Source organism: Gordonia humi, from assembly GCF_014197435.1.
Lineage (GTDB): Bacteria > Actinomycetota > Actinomycetes > Mycobacteriales > Mycobacteriaceae > Gordonia > Gordonia humi.
In genome coordinates this window covers 3,398,582-3,417,024 of sequence record NZ_JACIFP010000001.1, presented here as the reverse complement: position 1 = coordinate 3,417,024, position 18,443 = coordinate 3,398,582, and the positions used below count along the sequence as shown (strand labels likewise).

The following is an 18,443-nucleotide window of genomic DNA, read 5'->3' as shown; positions in this document are numbered from 1 at the left end:
GGTATCCCAAATCGCCTAGTAATTGAGGGTGTGACGTCCTCTAGAGCAACCGAAGAAGTAGTCGACCTCGTCAGCCGTCTGATCCAGTTCGACACGTCGAACACCGGAGCGCCGGAGACCACGGTCGGCGAAGCCGAATGCGCCCGCTGGGTCCAGCAGCAGCTGGAAGAGGTGGGCTACCAGACCGAGTACGTCGAATCCGGGATGCCCGGACGGGCCAACGTGTTCACCCGTCTCGAGGGCGCCGACCGCGAGCGCGGCGCGCTGCTGGTCCACGTGCACCTCGACGTGGTGCCCGCACAGGCCGAGGACTGGAGCGTGCATCCGTTCTCCGGCGCCGTCCGCGACGGATACGTGTGGGGCCGCGGAGCCGTCGACATGAAGGACATGGCGGGCATGGTCCTGGCATTGGCCCGCCAGTTCAAACGCGACGGCACGGTGCCCCCGCGCGACATCGTGTTCGCGTTCCTCGCCGACGAGGAGGCGGGCGGCGCCTGGGGATCACAGTGGCTCGTCGCGAACCGCCCGGAGCTGTTCGACGGGATCACCGAGGCCGTGGGCGAGGTCGGCGGCTTCTCGTTGACCGTCGACCGCCCGGACGGCACCACCCGCCGTCTGTACCTGGTGGAGACGGCCGAGAAGGGCCTGTCGTGGATGAAGCTCACCTGCGACGCCACCGCCGGGCACGGTTCGTTCCTGCACGCCGACAACGCGGTCACCGAGATCGCGGCCGCCGTCGCCCGGATCGGCGCCCACACGTTCCCGCTCGTGATGACCGAGTCGGTCCGCGAGTTCCTCGCGGCGCTGTCGGAGGAGACGGGTCTCGACTTCAGCCCGGAGACACCGGACCTGGAGACCGCGCTGTTCAAGATCGGCAACCTGGCGCGCATCGTCGGAGCCACGCTGCGCGACACCGCCAATCCGACGATGCTGTCGGCCGGGTACAAGGCCAACGTCATTCCACAGCAGGCCGAGGCGGTCATCGACTGCCGGGTGCTGCCCGGCCGCCAGAAGGAGTTCGAGGCGACGATCGACGAACTCATCGGCCCGAACATCACGCGCGAGTGGATCACCCACCTCGACGCCTACGAGACGACGTTCGACGGTCACCTCGTCGATGCGATGAACGACGCGGTCGTCGCTCACGACGAGAACGGGCGCACCGTGCCGTACATGCTGTCCGGCGGCACCGATGCGAAGGCGTTCGCCAAGCTCGGCATCCGCTGTTTCGGGTTCGCGCCGCTGCAACTGCCGCCGGATCTGGACTTCGCCGCTCTGTTCCACGGAGTCGACGAGCGCGTCCCGGTAGAGTCGATCCTGTTCGGTACCAAGGTTCTTGAGCATTTCCTCCACCACTGCTGACCCGGACGGCGGCGTCGCCGCCAGAGGGTGAAAGGAACAGATCGTGACCGCATTCGATCCGTACTCGGTCCTGCCGAGACTGCCCGACCTCACCGTGACGTCGACCGATTTCAGTGAGGGACAGACGCTCCCCATGCCGCAGGTGTCGGCGATCTTCGGCGCGGGCGGCGAGGACGTCTCCCCGCAGTTGAGCTGGTCCGGCTCCCCGTCCGGCACCAAGAGCTTCGCGGTGACCTGCTTCGACCCGGACGCCCCGACCGCGTCGGGCTTCTGGCACTGGGCCGTCGCCGACATCCCGGCGTCGGTCACCTCGCTGCCCGCGGGCGCGGGCTCGCCCGACTCGGCCGATCTGCCCGCCGGCGCCGTGACCCTCGGCAACGATGCGGGCCTGGCGCAGTTCGTCGGTGCGGGACCGCCTCCCGGCCACGGCCCGCACCGGTACATCTTCGTCGTGCACGCCGTCGACGTGGAGTCGCTGGAACTGCCCGAGGGCGCGACGCCCGCGTTCCTCGGTTTCAACCTCTACTCCCACGCCATCGCACGCGGCACGCTGACCGCCGTATTCGAGCTGCCGGGGGAGTAAGAGGTGTCGACTCCGCCGGTCGAGCGGAGTCGACACCTCCTCGCCTACCCGTTCTCCGAGCCCACGGCCTCGCTCAGCGAGGCGAAGCCGTGGGCTCGGAGGCGTCCGGCGATGCCGTCGTTGAGTCCGCGCAGCCAGACCGGGCCGCCGTAGATGAATCCGGTGTAGACCTGCAGGAGGTCGGCGCCCGCCCGGATGCGCTCCCACGCCTGATCGACGGTCTCGATGCCGCCGACGCTCACCAGGGCGATCCGGCCGCCGACGCGCGCGTACAGGCGCCGCAGCACCTCCAACGATCGATCGGCCACCGGTGGGCCGGACAGGCCGCCCGCCCCCATCTCCTCGACGCGCGCCGCCGGAGTCGACAGCCCGTCGCGGCCGATGGTCGTGTTCGTGGCGACGATGCCCGCCAGACCCAGCTCCACGGCGAGATCGGCGACGGCGTCGACGTCCTCGTCGGACAGGTCCGGAGCGATCTTCACCAGCACGGGCGCCGCCGCGACGTCCATGACGGCGGCCAGCACGGGGCGCAGCGACTCGACCGCCTGCAGGTCCCGCAGCCCCGGGGTGTTCGGCGAGCTGACGTTCACCACCACGAAGTCGGCGAGCGGCCCGAGTAGACCTGCCGAGAGACGGTAGTCGTCGACGGCGCCGTCGAGCGGGACCGCCTTGGTCTTGCCGATGTTGGCGCCGATCGGTGTCCGCACCGGTCCCGGGCGCGGCTCCCGCAGCTTCTTCGCGGCCGCGGCCGCGCCCGGATTGTTGAAGCCCATCCGGTTGATCAACGCGCGGTCGGCGGGTAGACGGAACAGTCGCGGTCCGGGGTTGCCCGGCTGCCCCTGACCGGTGATCGTCCCGATCTCGGCGTAGCCGAACCCGAGCTGCCCCCACGCGTTGACGCACTCGGCCGACTTGTCGAAGCCCGCGGCCAGCCCGATCGGGGCGGGGAAGTCGACGCCGAAGACCGTGCTCGCCACCACCGGATCGGGCTGTGCGAACAACCGCGCCAGCAGCGAACGCACCACCGGGGTGCGCCCGGCGAGTCTGATCAGCGTCGCGATCAGCCGGTGGATGCGCTCGGGCGGCACGAGGAACATCGCCTTGAGCAGCAGGGGATAGGCCAGTCGATTCAGAGTGCTCAGCATGGGGTGCTTTCGGGTGTCGCAGAGGGTCAGGGCTTGGCGTCGAGCGGCGGGACGGCCTGGAGTCCGTCGCCGCGACCGGACACCATCAGCAGACGGCCGCTCGTGCGATCGACGGTCATCGCGGTCACCTGACCGACGGTCGGCACCCGGTCGCGTTCACGGGCGTCGCCGTGGGAGATGTCATAGGCGACCGCCTCGTTCTCGGTGGTCGAACTCACCCAGAGCAGATCGCGCTGATCGTCGTAGGCGAGAGCGAACGGGCTCGCCGGGGCGGGCGCGCGCATCCGCATGACGATCGGCGAACCGAAGAACGCGTAGAACTGGTCGTCGCGGGTGCCGGTCACCAGGATGCGCCCCACCTTGTCGACCACGGCGTTCGTGGCGCCGTTGCCCGCCCGCAGCGCGGCCTTGTGCTCCCCGGTCTCGATGTCGACCGGCAGGATGGCCGACTGCGCCTGGTCGAGCACGCTGACCTGGCCTTCGACCTCGGTCGCGGTCGGCGGCGCCACGAGGATGTCGTCGACGCGGACGAAGCCGCCGATCACCTTGTCCCGTCTGCCGTCGTGGTCGAGGACCACGATCTGGCCCTTTCCGGTGCCGACGAGCGTCTGGTCCTTGTACGCGGCGAGCGTCAACGGTGAGTCGATCTTCTCGTCGGTCACCGACGTGCGGCCGTCGGTCTCGATGCGCACCAGTCCGTTCGGTCCGACCGCCAGGAAGTGATCGTCGACGGCGATCAGATCGACCAGACCGTCCGACGGCGAGACGACGGTCTTCGGTGCGGGGGCGCCCGTCGCGCCCGGCTCGACGTGGAGAGTCACGGTGCGTCCGTCCGCACCGAGCACCGCGGCGGTCGATCCGGAGACCGCGACCGCCGTGCCCGCACCCTGCGGGACGACCGTGCCCGCGGGCTGCGCGGTACCGGTCGGCGACACCGCGGCGGTGGCGGGCGGAAGGGTCTCGACTCCGTCGGCGCCTCCGTCACCGGAGTCGCCGCACGCCGTCAAGGACACGGCAGTCGCCGCGACGAGCAGTCCGGCCGCCAATCTGGTTCGCACACGCATGCCCTCCATCTTGCGCGATCAGCGAAACTCAAGAATCGATGGGTAGCATCGTCGCTCGTGATCGATTCGATGAACTGGCTGCAGGCCATAGTGCTCGGAGCAGTCCAGGGACTGACCGAATTCCTGCCCATCTCCTCGTCCGGCCATCTGCGGATCGTCTCGCAGATCTGGTTCGGTCAGGACGCGGGGGCCTCGTTCACCGCGGTCACGCAGCTGGGCACCGAGCTCGCGGTGTTGATCTTCTTCGCCAAAGACATCTGGCGGATCGTCCTCGCGTGGTTCGGCGGACTGCGGAACCCGGACCGGCGGAACCTCGACTACCGGATCGGTTGGTACGTGATTCTCGCCACCATTCCGATCGGGCTGCTCGGTTACCTCCTGAAAGACGAGATCCGCACGGCGGGGCGCAACCTCTGGCTGGTGGCGATCATGTTGATCGCCTTCTCGTTCGTGTTCATCGCAGCCGAGATGACGGCCGCCCAGCGGCCCGGCAAATCGCTCGAGGAGATGCGACCGAGGGACGCCCTCGCCATGGGCGTGGCCCAGTGCCTCGCGTTGATCCCGGGCGTCTCGCGATCGGGCGGCACCGCCAGTGCCGGACTGTTCTTCGGCATGAAGCGTGAGGCCGCGTTCCGATTCTCCTTCCTCATCGCGATTCCCGCGGTCCTCGCCTCCGGTCTGTTCAGCCTGCCGGACGCCTTCCACCCCGACGGGGAAGGCGTCAGCGCCTCGGGTGCGCAGATCCTCGTCGCCACGTTCATCGCCTTCGTCCTCGGCTACGCCTCCATCGCGTGGCTCCTCAAATTCGTCTCGCACCATTCACTCGGTTGGTTCGCCGGGTACCGCATCGCCCTGGGCCTGCTCGTCCTGATCCTGCTGACCGCGGGCGTCATCACCACCTGATCGGCGCGCGTGCGCCCGGCACGCCGTAATCTGATGCCCATGACGGTGATCCTGGTCCGCCACGGACGATCGACGGCCAACACCTCCGGAGTCCTCGCCGGGCGCACCCCGGGCGTCGGGCTCGACGACCTCGGACGCAGTCAGGCCGACGGGCTCGTCGACCGTCTCGGCGACGCGGCCGGCCGGCTGCGGGCCGTCGTCCGGTCGCCGTTGCAGCGCTGCGCCGAGACCGTCGCACCGCTCGTCGCGGGTCTGGACGGCTGCCGGGAGATCACCGCGGACGATCTCGCCGAGGTGGACTACGGCGATTGGAGCGGTCGCAAGCTCACCGAACTCGTCGGCGAACCGTTGTGGAAGACCGTGCAGCGGCATCCGTCGCACGCCGTGTTCCCCGGCGGCGAAGGGCTGGCCGACGTGTCCCGCCGCGCGAGCGCCGCGGTCCGCGAACTCGACCGCGAGCACGGGGGCGACGACGGTGAGGGCCTGTGGCTGGCGTGCTCGCACGGCGACGTCATCAAGTCGATCGTCGCCGACGCCCTCGGCATGCACCTGGACGGGTTCCAGCGCATCGTCGTCGATCCGGCGTCGATCACCGTGATCCGCTACACCAGGGACCGACCGTACGTGCTCACCCTGAACAACAATGGAGCGCTCGCGCTGCCGCCGCCGCGCCACTCCACCGACGCCGAGGTCGGCGGCGGCGCGGGAGCCCAGGACCCGGGTACCGTGAAGACGATGAGCAGGGAGGCGAAGTAGACGTGTCGCGCACCATTCATGAATTCCGCACGCCGAGCCGTTTCGTGGCGGGGACCGTCGGCGAGCCCGGCGATCGCACGTTCTTTCTCCAAGTGGTCCAGGAACAGCGGTTGATGAGCGTCGAGCTCGAGAAGCAGCAGGTGCTGATCCTCGCCGACCGTCTCGGCTACCTCCTGGACGAGGTGGCTCGGCGTTTCGGCGCGGACGTGCCGCCGGAGACCGACCGGGTGGTCGACGCCGCACCGCTCGCGATGCCGATAGACGCCGAGTTCCGCGTCGGATCCATGGGCCTGGGCTGGGACGCCGAGGCTGCCGCGGTGGTCGTCGAACTGCTCGCGATCACCGAACAGCCGCTCGACGAGAGCGTGATCCTCGACGACACCGAGGAGGGGCCCGACACCGTCCGGATCTTCCTGACCGCCGACGCCGCCCGCGAGTTCAGCGCGCGGTCGATGCGGGTCATCTCCGCGGGTCGGCCGCTGTGCCCGCTGTGCAACCAGCCGCTCGACGCCGCCGGTCACATCTGCGCGCGCAGCAACGGGTACAAGCGCGACGCCGAGTTCTCGCGGTCGGTCGAGTTCATCGATCCCGACGTCCTGGCCGCTCTCGGTCGCATCGTGCCCGGATTCGATACCGCCTTCGAGGTCGACGAGGACTTCGACGCCGAGGATCCGACCGATCCCGACGACGATTCGCGCGAGTGAACTCGACTGTTCTGAAGGTCCTCGCCGGCGGGGACCTGACGCTTCTGGGGCGCGTCCCGACCGCGAGCAACCTGACACTGGCCTGCCGTGTGCGCGACGGCGACGACGAGTTCGTGTGCGTCTACAAGCCGATTCGCGGAGAGGCCCCGCTCTGGGACTTCCCGGACGGCGACCTGGCCGGCCGCGAGGTGGCCGCCTACCTCGTCAGCGACGCGCTGGGTTGGGACCTGGTGCCCGAGACGGTGTTGCGCGACGACGGTCCACCCGACGCCGACCTCGGTCCCGGGATGGTGCAGCGGTGGATCCACGAGCCGGACGAACCGACCGGCGCCGATCCCGTCGAACTCGTTCCCGTCGACGAGCTGACCGACGATCGCCTCGCGATCCTGCGCGCCTACGACGAGGAGGGGCACCTCGTCGCCCTGGTGCACGCCGACTCTCCGCAGCTGTGGCGGATGGCGGTCTTCGACGCCCTCGTCAACAACGCGGACCGCAAGGCCGGACACATCCTCGTCGACGCCGACGGCATCGTGTACGGCATCGATCACGGCATCTGCCTGCACACCGAGAACAAGCTGCGGACCATCCTCTGGGGCTGGGCCGGTCGACCGGTGCCCGAGGACCTCACCTCGGATCTGCGTCGTCTGGCCGACCGTCTCGCCGACCCGGACGACACGCTCACCGTGCGGCTGGCGGCGCTCATCACCTCCGACGAGATCGCCGCACTCGCGCGGCGCGCCCGGCTGCTCGGGGACGACGGCGTGATGCCGTTCCCGCCGTCCGAGCGCGCCATCCCGTGGCCCCCGTTCTGACACGGTTCGACTGCTTACATAGAGTTGTGCGCATGCAGTCGTGGTCGTCGCCCCAGATCCCCTCCGTACCCGGCACCGCACCGGCCCTTCGCCTGTACGACACCGCCGATGCGCAAGTGAAGCCGGTGGCGCCGGGACCGGTCGCCACGATGTACGTCTGCGGCATCACCCCGTACGACGCCACACACCTCGGGCACGCCGCGACCTACGTGACCTTCGACCTGATCAACCGCGTCCTGCGCGATCAGGGACACGACGTCCACTACGTGCAGAACATCACCGACGTCGACGATCCGCTGTTCGAGCGCGCCGAACGCGACGGCGTCGACTGGCGCGATCTCGGCTCCCGCGAGATCGACCTGTTCCGCGAGGACATGACCGCACTGCGCGTGCTGCCCCCGCGCGACTACATCGGCGCCGTCGAATCGGTCGACGAGGTGGTCGAAGCCGTCGGCAGACTCCTCGAGTCCGGTGCGGCGTACGTCCTCGACGACGCCGAGCACCCGGACGTCTACTTCAGCGTCGACGCGACGCCGCAGTTCGGCTACGAGTCGAACTACGACGCGGAGACGATGGCGCGTTTCTTCGCCGAGCGCGGCGGCGACCCGGATCGCCCCGGCAAGCGCAACCCGCTCGACGCCCTCCTCTGGCGGACCGAACGGCCGGGAGAGCCGTCCTGGCCGTCGCCGTTCGGCGCGGGCCGCCCCGGCTGGCACATCGAGTGCTCGGCCATCGCGCTCAACCGCCTCGGGATGGCGTTCGACGTCCAGGGCGGCGGCAGCGACCTGATCTTCCCGCACCACGAGTTCTCCGCCGCACACGCCGAGGCCGCGACCGGCGAGCGGCGGTTCGCGCGCCATTACACGCACACCGGCATGATCGGCCTCGACGGCGAGAAGATGTCCAAGAGCCTGGGCAACCTGGTGAAGGTCTCCGTCCTGCGGAGCAAGGGCGTCGACGCGGGCGCGGTCCGTCTCGGTCTGCTCAGCGAGCACTACCGGAGCGACCGCATGTGGACCGATCAGGTCCTCACCGAGGGCGAACGGCGCCTCGCGACGTGGCGCCGTGCCGCCGCCGTCGCCACCGCGGTGGATGCGACCGACACCGTCGCCCGGCTGCGCCAACACCTGGCCGACGACCTGGACACGCCGAAGGCGCTCGCCGCCGTCGACGCGTGGGCGGCCGACGCGATCCTCGGGATCGGTTCGTCGACCACGGCTCCGGGACTGATCGCCGACGCCGTCGACGCACTGCTGGGCGTCGACATCGCACCTCGGTGACCGCATGCCTCGCACGAGCGTGATTCCGGCCGGGACGAGGGAAGGGGTGTGGACGGTCGTCACCCACACCTCGACCTACGTTCTCGACTTCGAGGAGATGACGCTGCTCCGCGCACCCGGCGTGGGGCGGCACTCCGACGAGCACTGGGAGGTCAGCGAACTCCGTCGCGACTCCGAGGACATCCCGCTCCTGGGCGTCAAGGAGTGCACGGTGGGCCGGCCCGCCCAGTTCTGGGTCGCCGCCGCCGACGACCCCGACGTGCGCACCTGGCGCATCACCACGCCCGTCGTCGAGATCGAGCGGATCGGCTGACCGCGGCGTTCGGCGCGCGTCCGCAGGCTCAGTCGGCCGAGGAGTCGCCGCGTCGTCGCAGGTACTTCTCGAACTCCGCGGCCAGGGTGTCGCCGTCGACCTCGGTCATGGCGTCGTCGACGTCGCGGGCCGCGTCCTCCTGCTCTTCGAGATCGCGGACGTAGCCGGCCAGATCCTCGTCCTCGGACATCATCTCGTCGACGGCCTCCTGCCACTGGGCGGCCTGGTCGGCGAGCAGATCGGTGTCGATCGGGATCTCGATGATCGGCTCGAGCCTGCGCAGCAGTGCCAGTGTGGCCTTCGGATTGGGCGGATGGGCGATGTAGTGGGGGACGGCCGCCCACAGGGACACCGACGGTATCCCGGCCTGGACGAAGGCGTCCTGCAGCACCCCGGTGATCCCGGTGGGGCCCTCGTACTTGCTCGGCGACAGCCCGAACCGGGTCGCGGCGGCGCTGGTCTCGGCCGAACCGGACACCGGGACGTCGCGGGTGTGCGGTGTGTCGGCCAAGAGCGCACCCATCATCACCACCAGCTCCACGTCGAGAGCGTCGGCCAGTTCGACCAGCTGCGCGCAGTACGTGCGCCACCGCAGATTCGGTTCGGGACCGAGCACGAAGACGACGTCGCGGCCCGCGGACGGGACCCGCGCATACGACACCGACGTCGACGGCCACTCGATGCGCCTGGTCACACCGTCGGCCTGGGTGATGTTCGGTCGCGTGGCCGCGAAGTCGTAGTAGTCGTCGCTGTCGATCTCCCACAGCTGCGTCGCGTCCCAGGTCAGAGCGAGATGTTCGGCCGCCGACGATGCGGAGTCGCCGGCGTCGTTCCATCCGCCGAAGGCGGCGATCATCACCGGTCGGCGCAGGGCGGGAAGTCGGGAGGGTCGCTGAGAGGTCACTGGGGAGAGCCTACGGGTGAGTGTGAACGACGGCGAACTACCCTAGTGGTCATGCCTTTCTCCTCAACGCGACCAGACGACTACGACTCGACATTCCTGCAGGCGATGTCCCGTCGTGTACTGATCGGCGACGGGGCCATGGGCACGATGCTGCAGAACGCCGACCTCGACCTCGACACGGACTTCCTGGGCCTCGAAGGCTGCAACGAGATCCTCAACGACACCCGACCCGATGTGCTCGCCGACATCCATCGACGGTACTTCGAGGCGGGCGCCGACGCGGTCGAAACGAACACCTTCGGCTGCAACCTGTCGAACCTCGGCGACTACGACATCGCCGACCGCATCCGCGAACTCGCTTACAAGGGCACGTCGATCGCTCGCGGCGTCGCCGACGAGATGGGCCCGTCCGCCGACGGCACCGACCGCTACGTGCTCGGCTCGATCGGTCCGGGAACCAAGCTGCCGAGCCTGGGCCACACCACGTTCGCGGCCATCCGCGACGCGTACGTCGAATGCGTGCTGGGCATGCTCGACGGCGGGGCCGACGCGATCCTCGTCGAGACCTGCCAGGACCTGCTGCAGCTCAAAGCGGCCGTCGTCGCCGCGCGGCGTGCGATGGACCAGTTCGGCAGGCATCTGCCGATCATCGCCCACATCACCGTGGAGACCACCGGCACGATGCTGGTCGGCTCCGAGATCGGCGCCGCGCTCGCCGCGGTCGAGCCGCTCGGCGTCGACGTGATCGGTCTCAACTGTGCGACCGGCCCGGCGGAGATGAGCGAGCACCTGCGCTACCTGTCCAAGCACTCGCGCATCCCGGTGTCGGTGATGCCGAACGCCGGACTGCCGGTCCTGGGCAAGCACGGCGCCGAGTACCCGCTGACCGCACCCGAACTGGCCGACGCGCTGTCGTCGTTCGTGACCGACTACGGGCTGCAGTTCGTCGGCGGCTGCTGCGGAACCACTCCCGAGCACGTCAGTCGCGTCGCCGAGGCGGTCAAAGTCCTCGAGGCGCGCAAACGCACTCCCGAGCACGTGTCGGAGACGTCGTCGTTGTATTCGGCCGTGCCCTTCGATCAGGACGCCAGCTTCCTGGTGATCGCCGAACGCACCAACTCCAACGGCTCGAAGGCGTTCCGCGAAGCGATGATCGCGGGCGACTACCAGAAGTGCCTGGAGATCGCGAAGGAGCAGACCCGCGATGGCGCGCACATGCTCGACCTGAACATCGACTACGTCGGCCGCGACGGTGCGCTCGACATGACCGAACTGGCGGGCCGCTTCGCCACCGCGTCGACGCTGCCGATCATGATCGACTCCACCGAGCCCGACGTCATCAAGGCGGGTCTGGAGCATCTGGGTGGGCGCTGCGCGGTCAACTCGGTCAACTACGAGGACGGGGACGGACCCGACTCGCGGTTCGCGCGGATCATGGCGCACGTCGTCGAGCACGGCGCGGCGGTTGTCGCACTGACCATCGATGAACAGGGGCAGGCGCGCACCGCCGACCACAAGGTCGAGATCGCCGAACGCCTCATCACCGACCTCACCACGAACTGGGGGATGGCCGAAGAGGACATCATCATCGACGCCCTCACCTTCCCCGTCTCGACGGGCCAGGCAGAGGTCCGCAACGACGGTGTCGAGACCATCGAGGCGATCCGTCGGATCAAACAGGCGCATCCGGAGGTGCACTTCACGCTCGGCATCTCGAACATCTCGTTCGGACTCAACCCGGCCGCCCGCCAGGTGCTGAACTCGGTGTTCCTGCACGAGTGCGTCCAGGCGGGCCTCGACACGGCCATCGTGCACGCGTCGAAGATCCTGCCGATGGCGCGCATCGAGGACGAGCAGCGCGAGACCGCGCTCGACCTGGTGCACAACCGTCGCCGCGAGCCCGGCACCGACGGCCCCGACGATCCCGGCTACGATCCGCTGGCCAAGCTCATGGAGCTGTTCGAGGGCGTCTCGGCCGCCTCGGCCCGCGAGTCGCGCGCCGCCGAGCTCGCCGCGAAGCCGCTGTTCGAGCGATTGGCGCAGCGCATCGTCGACGGCGAGCGCAACGGACTGATCGAGGACCTCGACGAGGCGCGCGCGCAGATTCCGCCCCTGGCGATCATCAACGATCATCTGCTGGCGGGTATGAAGACCGTCGGCGAACTCTTCGGCTCCGGTCAGATGCAGCTGCCGTTCGTGCTGCAGTCGGCCGAGGTGATGAAGATCGCGGTGGCGCACCTGGAGCAGTTCATGGAGGCCACCGACGAGGACGGCAAGGGACGCATCGTGCTCGCCACGGTCAAGGGCGACGTCCACGACATCGGCAAGAACCTCGTGGACATCATCCTGAGCAACAACGGCTACGACGTGGTGAACATCGGGATCAAACAGCCGATCGCGACCATCCTGTCGGCCGCCGAGGACCACCGGGCCGACGTCATCGGCATGTCCGGGCTGCTGGTCAAGTCGACGGTCGTGATGAAGGAGAACCTGGAGGAGCTCAACGCCCGCGGCAAGAGCGAGTTCCCGGTCCTGCTCGGCGGTGCCGCGTTGACGCGCACCTACGTCGAGGGCGATCTCGCCGAGGTCTACGACGGCGACGTCCGGTACGCCCGTGACGCCTTCGAGGGCCTGACCCTGATGGACGAGATCATGGCGATCAAGCGGGGCGAGGGACCCGATCCGGACAGTCCGGAGGCGAAGGCCGCCGCGGCCAAGGTCGCCGAGCGGAAGGCGCGCCGCGAGCGTTCGCAGCGCATCGCGGCCAAGCGCAAGGCCGAGGAGGTGCCGATCGAGGTGCCCGCGCGTTCGGATGTCGCCGCCGACAACGAGGTCCCGACCCCGCCGTTCTGGGGCAGCCGGATCGTCAAGGGCATCCCGGTGGCCGACTACATGACGATGCTCGACGAGCGCGCCCTGTTCCTGGGGCAGTGGGGTCTGCGCGGTACGCGCGGCGACGAGGGGCCGGGCTACGAGGAACTCGTCGAGACGGAGGGGCGTCCGCGTCTGCGCGAGTGGATCGATCGTCTCTCGACCGAGGGCATTCTGCAGCACGCGGCGGTGGTCTACGGCTACTTCCCGGCGGTCAGCGAGGGCGACACCGTGCACGTTCTCGAATCGCCGGACCCGTCGTCGCCGGTGCGGCACAGTTTCACCTTCCCGCGTCAGCAGCGACCGAAGTTCCTGTGCATCGCGGACTTCATCCGCTCGCGTGAACAGGCGCGGACCGACGGCCTCGTCGACGTGCTGCCGTTCCAACTCGTCACGATGGGCGCGCCGATCGCCGACTTCGCGAACAGACTGTTCGCGGACAACTCGTACCGCGACTACCTCGAGGTGCACGGCATCGGCGTGCAGCTGACCGAGGCGCTGGCCGAGTACTGGCATCAGCGGGTCCGCGGCGAGCTGGCGTTCGCCAAGGGCGTGATGGCCGACGACGATCCGGACCGCCCGCAGGGCTTCTTCGACCTGGAGTACCGCGGTGCGCGCTATTCGTTCGGCTACGGTGCCTGCCCGGATCTGGAGGACCGCGCCAAGATGATCGATCTGCTGGAGCCCGGTCGTATCGGCGTCGAACTGTCCGAGGAACTGCAGCTGCATCCCGAGCAGTCGACCGACGCGTTCGTCCTGCACCACCCGGAGGCCAAGTACTTCAACACGTGAGCGCGCGGTGTGCCTAAGGTGGGGGCGGACCCGCTCGCGCCCGACCCCACCAGGAGGACACCAGTGACCCCCGAGGCTCGACCGCTCGACGCCCGACTTCCCGACGCCGTGTTCTGGGACATGGACGGCACCCTGCTCGATACCGAACCGCTGTGGGAGAAGGTCCTCGTCGAGTTCGCCGAACGGCTCGGCACCGAGATGACGTCGGCGTTGCGCGATTCGACGATGGGCAACAGCTCGGTCGACGCGATGACGAAGGTGTACGAGGCGGCCCTCGTCCCCGAGGCGGGACGGGATTTCGAGGGTGACGAGGAGTGGATGGTCCAGCGTGTGCTGGAGCAGTTCGCGGGCGGCCCGCCGTGGCGGCCGGGCGCGATCGACGCCCTCGACCTGGTCGCCGCCGCGGACATTCCGATGGTGCTCGTGACGAATACGATGCGCGAGGTGACCGACGTGCTCCTGGAGACGATCGGTCGGGAGCGGTTCGTCACGACCGTGTGCGGCGACGAGGTCGAGGCGGGCAAGCCGGAACCGCACATCTATCGGCGGGCGGCCGAACTCGTGGGCGCGCCGACGCACCGGTGCCTGGCGATCGAGGACTCGCCCGCCGGTGCGGCCGCGACCTTCGCCGCCGGGGTGCGCGCGATCATCGTCCCGTCGGCGATCGAGGTGCAGCCGCGCGCCACCTACACCTATCGGGACTCCCTCGTCGGCCTCACTCTCGACGACCTGGCCGCCGCTCTGGCCTGACGAGTCCGCTCTCGCGTCGAGGCTCCTCCCGCCCCGGTCGAGTCGCGTCCCGCCGGTCGAGCGACGGCGAGACCCCCGTAGTCTTCTTGACGATGACCCGGGGGTCGACGGAAGCGGTGAGAAGTGGCGTGAGCGCGCTATCGATCGTCCTCGCGGTGCTCAGTGCCGCGTTCTTCGCGGTGGCCGCGGTGCTCCAGCAGAAGGGCACCGAGGGCATGTCCGACGACGCCGCGATCGGCGTCGGGTTCGTGATCGCCCTGTTCCAGCGGAAGATCTGGCTTGCGGGGCTGGCTGCGAACCTCGCCGGGTTCGCGCTGCAGGCCGGCGCACTGGCCATCGGGAGTCTGCTTCTCGTGCAACCGTTCACCGTCTCGACCCTGCTGTTCGCACTGCCGCTCGCGGCGTGGACGCAGAAGCGGCGACTGCAGTGGCGTGAATGGATGTGGGCGGGCGTACTCGTGGTCGGGCTGGTGGTCTTCGCGGTCCTCGGCGAACCCGCCGCGGGCATCACGGCGCCGTCGTTCCGCGCGTGGATCCTGCCGTTGGCGGTCCTGGCGGCGTGCGCGGTCCTGTCGATGTCGCGGGGAGCGCGCCTGCCGCACGGTGCGCAGCGGTCGCTGGTCCTGGCGCTCGGCGCCGGCGTCATCCTCGGCTATTCGGCGCCGTTCACCAAGACGGCGATGGACGCGCTCGGCGACGGTCTGGTCCGCGGACTGTGCAGTTGGGAGCTGTGGGCGATGATCGTCGCGTCGTCGGTCGGCACCATGTGGCAGCAGTCCAGTTTTCAGGCGGGGGACGTGCAGACGTCGCTGCCGGCGGTGACCGTCCTCAAGCCGATGGTCGCGACCGCGATCGGTCTCACGATCTATCAGGAGCATCTGCGGATCGATCGTGCGGGCGATGTCGCCGTGGTGGCCGCGTTGTGCGTGATGGTCGTCGCCGCCTTCGCGCTCAGCAGGCTCAGCGTTCCGCCGGAGCCGGCGGCCGTCGACGCGATGGCACGATAGCGCGTCGACGCGGCACGGTTCGGTCTGTCCGGTCGTGTCCGGGCGCTCGACCTTGCGCGCGGTGCGTAGTCTGATTCACGTTGATCGGCGGTTTCGACCGTCTGAGGAATGTTGGGAGAGAGCGTGACCGTACTCGCCATCGGACTGTCGTTGGTCGCCGCCCTGCTGTTCGCGCTCGCCGCCGTGCTGCAGGAGAAGGGCACCGAGGGACTGTCGGACGACGACGCCGTCGGCATCGGCTTCTTCGCGAAACTGATCCGGCGGAAGGTGTGGGTCGCCGGGATCGTCGCCGACATCGCGGGCTTCGCCGTGCAGGCCGGTGCGCTCGCGGTCGGCAGCCTCCTGCTGGTGCAGCCGCTGCTGGTGAGCACGCTGCTGTTCGCACTCCCGTTGGCCGCCTTCAGCGAGAGACGTATGCTCACGAAGTTCGAGTGGCTGTGGGCGACGGTGCTGATGATCTCGCTGGTGCTATTCGCGGTGTTCGGGGAGCCGACCGAGGGCATCACGACGCCGACCTTCCACTCCTGGATCGTGCCGCTGATCTTCCTCGTCGTGGTGGTCGCGGTCTGCATCGTCGGAGGCTCGCGTCTGCCGCACGGCACCAACCGTTCGCTGGTGCTGGCCGTCGGCGCGGGGCTCATGCTCGGCTTCTCGGCGCCGTTCACCAAGACCGGCATCGACGCGTTCGGCGAGAGTTTCCTGAACGGGCTGTCGAGCTGGGAGTTCTGGGCGATGGCGGTCACCGCCACCCTCGGCACGCTCTGGCAGCAGTCGAGCTACCAGGCGGGCGACGTCCAGACCTCGCTGCCGACGGTCACCGTCCTCAAGCCGATGGTCGCGATGGCCCTGGGGCTGTCGATCTACCAGGAGCAGCTGCACATCTCCAAGACCGGCGACTTCATCGTCGTGGTCTCGCTGGCGTTCATGTGCATCGCGACCTTCGCTCTGGGACGGTTGAGCGCCCCGGCGACCGAGGCCGAGACGGCGGCCGCCACGGACCCGACCGCGGCCACCGCCGACGAGTGATCTTCCTCGGCCCGCTCGGCCGAGGCGGTGCACGTCATGCGAAAATACCTCACGTGAAAACCTTCGATGAACTCTTCGCCGAGCTGACCGACAAGGCCGCGACCCGCCCCGAAGGCAGCGGCACCGTCGCCGCACTGGACAAGGGCGTCCATACGCTCGGAAAGAAGATCATCGAGGAGGCGGGCGAGGTGTGGCTCGCCGCGGAGCACGAGTCCGACGAGTCGCTCTCCGAGGAGATCAGTCAGCTCGTCTACTGGCTTCAGGTCATGATGATCAAACGCGGACTCACTCCGGCCGACGTCTACCGGTATCTCTGAGCCGACCCCGCCAACGCTAGGAATATCTCACTCATGTTGCGTGTCGCCGTCCCCAACAAGGGGGCACTGTCCGAAGCCGCCGCCGCGATCCTGTCCGAGGCCGGATACCGCAAGCGGTCGGACTCCAAGGATCTGTCCGTCATCGACGTCAACAACGACGTCGAGTTCTATTTCCTCCGTCCCAAGGACGTCGCCATCTACGTCGGCGCGGGCACCCTCGACCTGGGCATCACCGGTCGCGATCTGGCCGCCGACTCCGGGGCCGAGGTCATCGAGGAGGTCGCACTCGGGTTCGGGTCGTCGACGTTCCGCTACGCGGCCCCGACCGACCAGGAGTGGTCGGTCGACGCGCTCGACGGCAAGCGGATCGCCACGTCGTACCCGAACCTGGTGCGCCGCCACCTGACCGAGCGCGGCATCGATGCGGAGATCATCCGCCTCGACGGCGCCGTCGAGATCTCGATCCAGCTCGGCGTGGCCGATGCGATCGCCGACGTCGTCAGCTCCGGGCGCACACTTCGCCAGCACGGTCTCGCCCCGTTCGGAGAATCGATCTGCGACTCCGAAGCGGTCCTCATCCGCAACCCGGAGTCGGCCGAGCCGTCGAAGGCCGCCAAGCAGCTCATCGCCCGCGTGCAGGGCGTCGTCTTCGGTCAGCAGTACGTGATGATCGACTACGACTGCCCCAAGAACCTCCTCGACGACGCCGTCGCGATGACACCTGGCCTCGAGTCGCCGACCGTCTCGCCGATGCTCGATCCGGAATGGCTCGCCGTGCGAGCCATGGTGCCGCGCAAGACGCACCAGTCGCTGATGGACGGACTGTCCGAACTAGGCGCCCGCGCCATCCTCGCCTCGGACATCCGCAGCTGCCGCTTCTGAGACGCGGCGTCCGACGACATCGGCGGCAGTCGGGCGTGCCGCGGACGTCGTCGAATGCCGCGGGCGCGGGTGGACGCGCGGAGGGGCCTACGTCGGAACCACCATGTCGGCCTGGGCGGAGCGTCCCATGAACCCGGTGACGTCGTACAGGTCGGCGAAGGTGGCGCCGTAGCCGGTGGCGCCGATCGCGAGGTCCGCGTCGAGACCGAGCCATCCGGTCGTCGGCTGCGCCGTCAGATGGACGGTGGTGTCCACGTTCATCCACGACCACTTCGTCGGATCCAGTCGGGTGCCGACGCCGTTCGCGACGTCGAGCACGGTGAACACCGATTCCAGCGGTGACATCTCCTCGCCCTCGATCAGGGGAATGGCCGGGCGGATCCATACCGCCGGCGTGCGGCCGTTGCGTCCGGGCTGGCGGGCGATCACCGTCGACCCGATGAAACCGACCCTGCCCCACGGCACGGCCTCGTCGCCGTCGGTGGGGAAGCCGACGATCTGCGGCAGGTCGTCGGGTCCGGCGGGCAGCGGGGGATGGGGAGTGTGCTCGACCGGAGAGGAGTCGGCCGTCGCGAGTCGCCAGGAGACGGTCCGTCCGACAGTCCGGAACTCGCCGCCGGGCGTCTGGACCTCCAGGTCGGCGGCGACCTGTGCGATGCGCCTGCCCGGACGCGGCGTCCAGGCCCGGACCCGGTTCACGCCCAGACCCATCGCGCCGAGGATCTCCGTGGTCACCCGGGTCACGACCTTGCCGTCGTCCCCGGCCTCACGCAGCATGGCGCGCATCATGAGCCCGGCGGGCGGACCGCCGTGCTGGATGTCCGACGACCAGACGCTCACCGTCGCCTCGGTCGGAAGGAAGTAGTCGTAGTCGGGATCGGCCCCGTCGGGGACGGCGATCGGCTCGTAATAGCTCGGGGCCGCCGGTGCGTCATCTGCCATGGGCGTCACTCTATGCTTGGGGAGCCGACA

At 69.0% G+C, this 18,443-nt stretch carries 18 protein-coding genes; 14 read left to right on the top strand and 4 right to left on the bottom strand.

Features of this window, described 5'->3' with window-relative positions; translation table 11 throughout:
• Positions 1 to 30 precede the first annotated feature (30 nt).
• Positions 31 to 1,362, top strand: a complete 1,332-nt coding sequence (locus tag BKA16_RS15680) for a M20/M25/M40 family metallo-hydrolase (protein WP_183371566.1) — start codon at positions 31 to 33, stop codon at positions 1,360 to 1,362.
• A 43-nt stretch (positions 1,363 to 1,405) separates the two neighbouring features.
• On the top strand, positions 1,406 to 1,945 hold the full coding sequence (locus BKA16_RS15675) for a YbhB/YbcL family Raf kinase inhibitor-like protein (protein WP_183371565.1): 540 nt from the start codon (positions 1,406 to 1,408) through the stop codon (positions 1,943 to 1,945).
• Positions 1,946 to 1,989: 44 nt separating this feature from the next.
• On the opposite strand, the gene BKA16_RS15670 is transcribed toward BKA16_RS15675, so the two are convergent.
• Together BKA16_RS15670 and BKA16_RS15665 are read right to left on the bottom strand one after the other, a co-directional pair.
• Positions 1,990 to 3,090, bottom strand: coding sequence for a quinone-dependent dihydroorotate dehydrogenase (locus tag BKA16_RS15670; RefSeq protein WP_183371564.1), 1,101 nt, complete (start codon positions 3,088 to 3,090; stop codon positions 1,990 to 1,992).
• Positions 3,091 to 3,116: 26 nt separating this feature from the next.
• A complete protein-coding gene (locus BKA16_RS15665; protein WP_183371563.1) occupies positions 3,117 to 4,154 on the bottom strand; it encodes a YncE family protein in 1,038 nt (345 codons plus the stop codon).
• Between the two features lie 57 nt (positions 4,155 to 4,211).
• Between BKA16_RS15665 and BKA16_RS15660 the strand changes: the two genes are divergently transcribed.
• The 6 genes from BKA16_RS15660 to BKA16_RS15635 are packed head-to-tail and all read left to right on the top strand — an operon-like array spanning position 4,212 to position 8,922.
• Positions 4,212 to 5,057 (top strand): undecaprenyl-diphosphate phosphatase, encoded by an 846-nt coding sequence (locus BKA16_RS15660; RefSeq protein WP_183371562.1) that lies wholly within the window; start codon positions 4,212 to 4,214, stop codon positions 5,055 to 5,057.
• Positions 5,058 to 5,096: 39 nt separating this feature from the next.
• Positions 5,097 to 5,813: an MSMEG_4193 family putative phosphomutase gene (locus BKA16_RS15655; RefSeq protein WP_183371561.1), complete on the top strand. Its 717-nt coding sequence runs from the start codon at positions 5,097 to 5,099 to the stop codon at positions 5,811 to 5,813.
• A 2-nt stretch (positions 5,814 to 5,815) separates the two neighbouring features.
• Positions 5,816 to 6,517, top strand: coding sequence for a DUF3090 family protein (locus BKA16_RS15650; RefSeq protein ID WP_183371560.1), 702 nt, complete (start codon positions 5,816 to 5,818; stop codon positions 6,515 to 6,517).
• Positions 6,514 to 7,329 carry an SCO1664 family protein gene (locus BKA16_RS15645; RefSeq protein ID WP_183371559.1) on the top strand — a complete coding sequence of 272 codons (816 nt, stop codon included), beginning with the start codon at positions 6,514 to 6,516 and terminating at the stop codon, positions 7,327 to 7,329. Before BKA16_RS15650 ends, BKA16_RS15645 begins: the two co-directional genes overlap by 4 nt.
• A 32-nt stretch (positions 7,330 to 7,361) precedes the next feature.
• Positions 7,362 to 8,609, top strand: a complete 1,248-nt coding sequence (mshC, locus tag BKA16_RS15640) for a cysteine--1-D-myo-inosityl 2-amino-2-deoxy-alpha-D-glucopyranoside ligase (RefSeq protein WP_183371558.1) — start codon at positions 7,362 to 7,364, stop codon at positions 8,607 to 8,609.
• Positions 8,610 to 8,613: 4 nt separating this feature from the next.
• Positions 8,614 to 8,922: a hypothetical protein gene (locus BKA16_RS15635; RefSeq protein ID WP_183371557.1), complete on the top strand. Its 309-nt coding sequence runs from the start codon at positions 8,614 to 8,616 to the stop codon at positions 8,920 to 8,922.
• A gap of 28 nt (positions 8,923 to 8,950) precedes the next feature.
• Here BKA16_RS15635 and BKA16_RS15630 read toward each other — a convergent pair whose 3' ends face one another.
• A complete protein-coding gene (locus BKA16_RS15630) occupies positions 8,951 to 9,826 on the bottom strand; it encodes a PAC2 family protein (protein WP_183371556.1) in 876 nt (291 codons plus the stop codon).
• Positions 9,827 to 9,877: 51 nt separating this feature from the next.
• Between BKA16_RS15630 and metH the strand changes: the two genes are divergently transcribed.
• The 6 genes from metH (at position 9,878) to hisG (ending at position 17,471) form a co-directional block, all read left to right on the top strand.
• Positions 9,878 to 13,489, top strand: coding sequence for a methionine synthase (gene metH, locus BKA16_RS15625; protein ID WP_183371555.1), 3,612 nt, complete (start codon positions 9,878 to 9,880; stop codon positions 13,487 to 13,489).
• A 63-nt stretch (positions 13,490 to 13,552) separates the two neighbouring features.
• A complete protein-coding gene (locus BKA16_RS15620) occupies positions 13,553 to 14,239 on the top strand; it encodes an HAD family hydrolase (protein WP_343067454.1) in 687 nt (228 codons plus the stop codon).
• 128 nt (positions 14,240 to 14,367) lie between these two features.
• Positions 14,368 to 15,246 (top strand): DMT family transporter, encoded by an 879-nt coding sequence (locus BKA16_RS15615; protein WP_183371553.1) that lies wholly within the window; start codon positions 14,368 to 14,370, stop codon positions 15,244 to 15,246.
• A gap of 123 nt (positions 15,247 to 15,369) precedes the next feature.
• Entirely contained in the window at positions 15,370 to 16,272 is a 903-nt protein-coding gene (locus tag BKA16_RS15610) for a DMT family transporter (RefSeq protein ID WP_183371552.1), read from the top strand.
• 53 nt (positions 16,273 to 16,325) lie between these two features.
• A complete protein-coding gene (locus tag BKA16_RS15605; protein ID WP_183371551.1) occupies positions 16,326 to 16,589 on the top strand; it encodes a phosphoribosyl-ATP diphosphatase in 264 nt (87 codons plus the stop codon).
• Positions 16,590 to 16,622: 33 nt separating this feature from the next.
• Positions 16,623 to 17,471 (top strand): ATP phosphoribosyltransferase, encoded by an 849-nt coding sequence (gene hisG / locus BKA16_RS15600; protein ID WP_183371550.1) that lies wholly within the window; start codon positions 16,623 to 16,625, stop codon positions 17,469 to 17,471.
• Between the two features lie 87 nt (positions 17,472 to 17,558).
• On the opposite strand, the gene BKA16_RS15595 is transcribed toward hisG, so the two are convergent.
• Entirely contained in the window at positions 17,559 to 18,413 is an 855-nt protein-coding gene (locus BKA16_RS15595; protein ID WP_183371549.1) for a thioesterase family protein, read from the bottom strand.
• Between the last annotated feature and the right edge of the window lie 30 nt (positions 18,414 to 18,443).

What these genes read in the sequence shown, in the direction of transcription:
- BKA16_RS15670 (WP_183371564.1), bottom strand. Translation starts at nt 3,090, where the DNA reads ATGCTGAGCACTCTGAATCGACTGGCCTATCCCCTGCTGCTCAAGGCG.
- BKA16_RS15665 (WP_183371563.1), bottom strand. Translation starts at nt 4,154, where the DNA reads ATGCGTGTGCGAACCAGATTGGCGGCCGGACTGCTCGTCGCGGCGACT.
- BKA16_RS15655 (WP_183371561.1), top strand. Translation starts at nt 5,097, where the DNA reads ATGACGGTGATCCTGGTCCGCCACGGACGATCGACGGCCAACACCTCC.
- mshC (WP_183371558.1), top strand. Translation starts at nt 7,362, where the DNA reads ATGCAGTCGTGGTCGTCGCCCCAGATCCCCTCCGTACCCGGCACCGCA.
- BKA16_RS15635 (WP_183371557.1), top strand. Translation starts at nt 8,614, where the DNA reads ATGCCTCGCACGAGCGTGATTCCGGCCGGGACGAGGGAAGGGGTGTGG.
- metH (WP_183371555.1), top strand. Translation starts at nt 9,878, where the DNA reads ATGCCTTTCTCCTCAACGCGACCAGACGACTACGACTCGACATTCCTG.
- hisG (WP_183371550.1), top strand. Translation starts at nt 16,623, where the DNA reads ATGTTGCGTGTCGCCGTCCCCAACAAGGGGGCACTGTCCGAAGCCGCC.
- BKA16_RS15595 (WP_183371549.1), bottom strand. Translation starts at nt 18,413, where the DNA reads ATGGCAGATGACGCACCGGCGGCCCCGAGCTATTACGAGCCGATCGCC.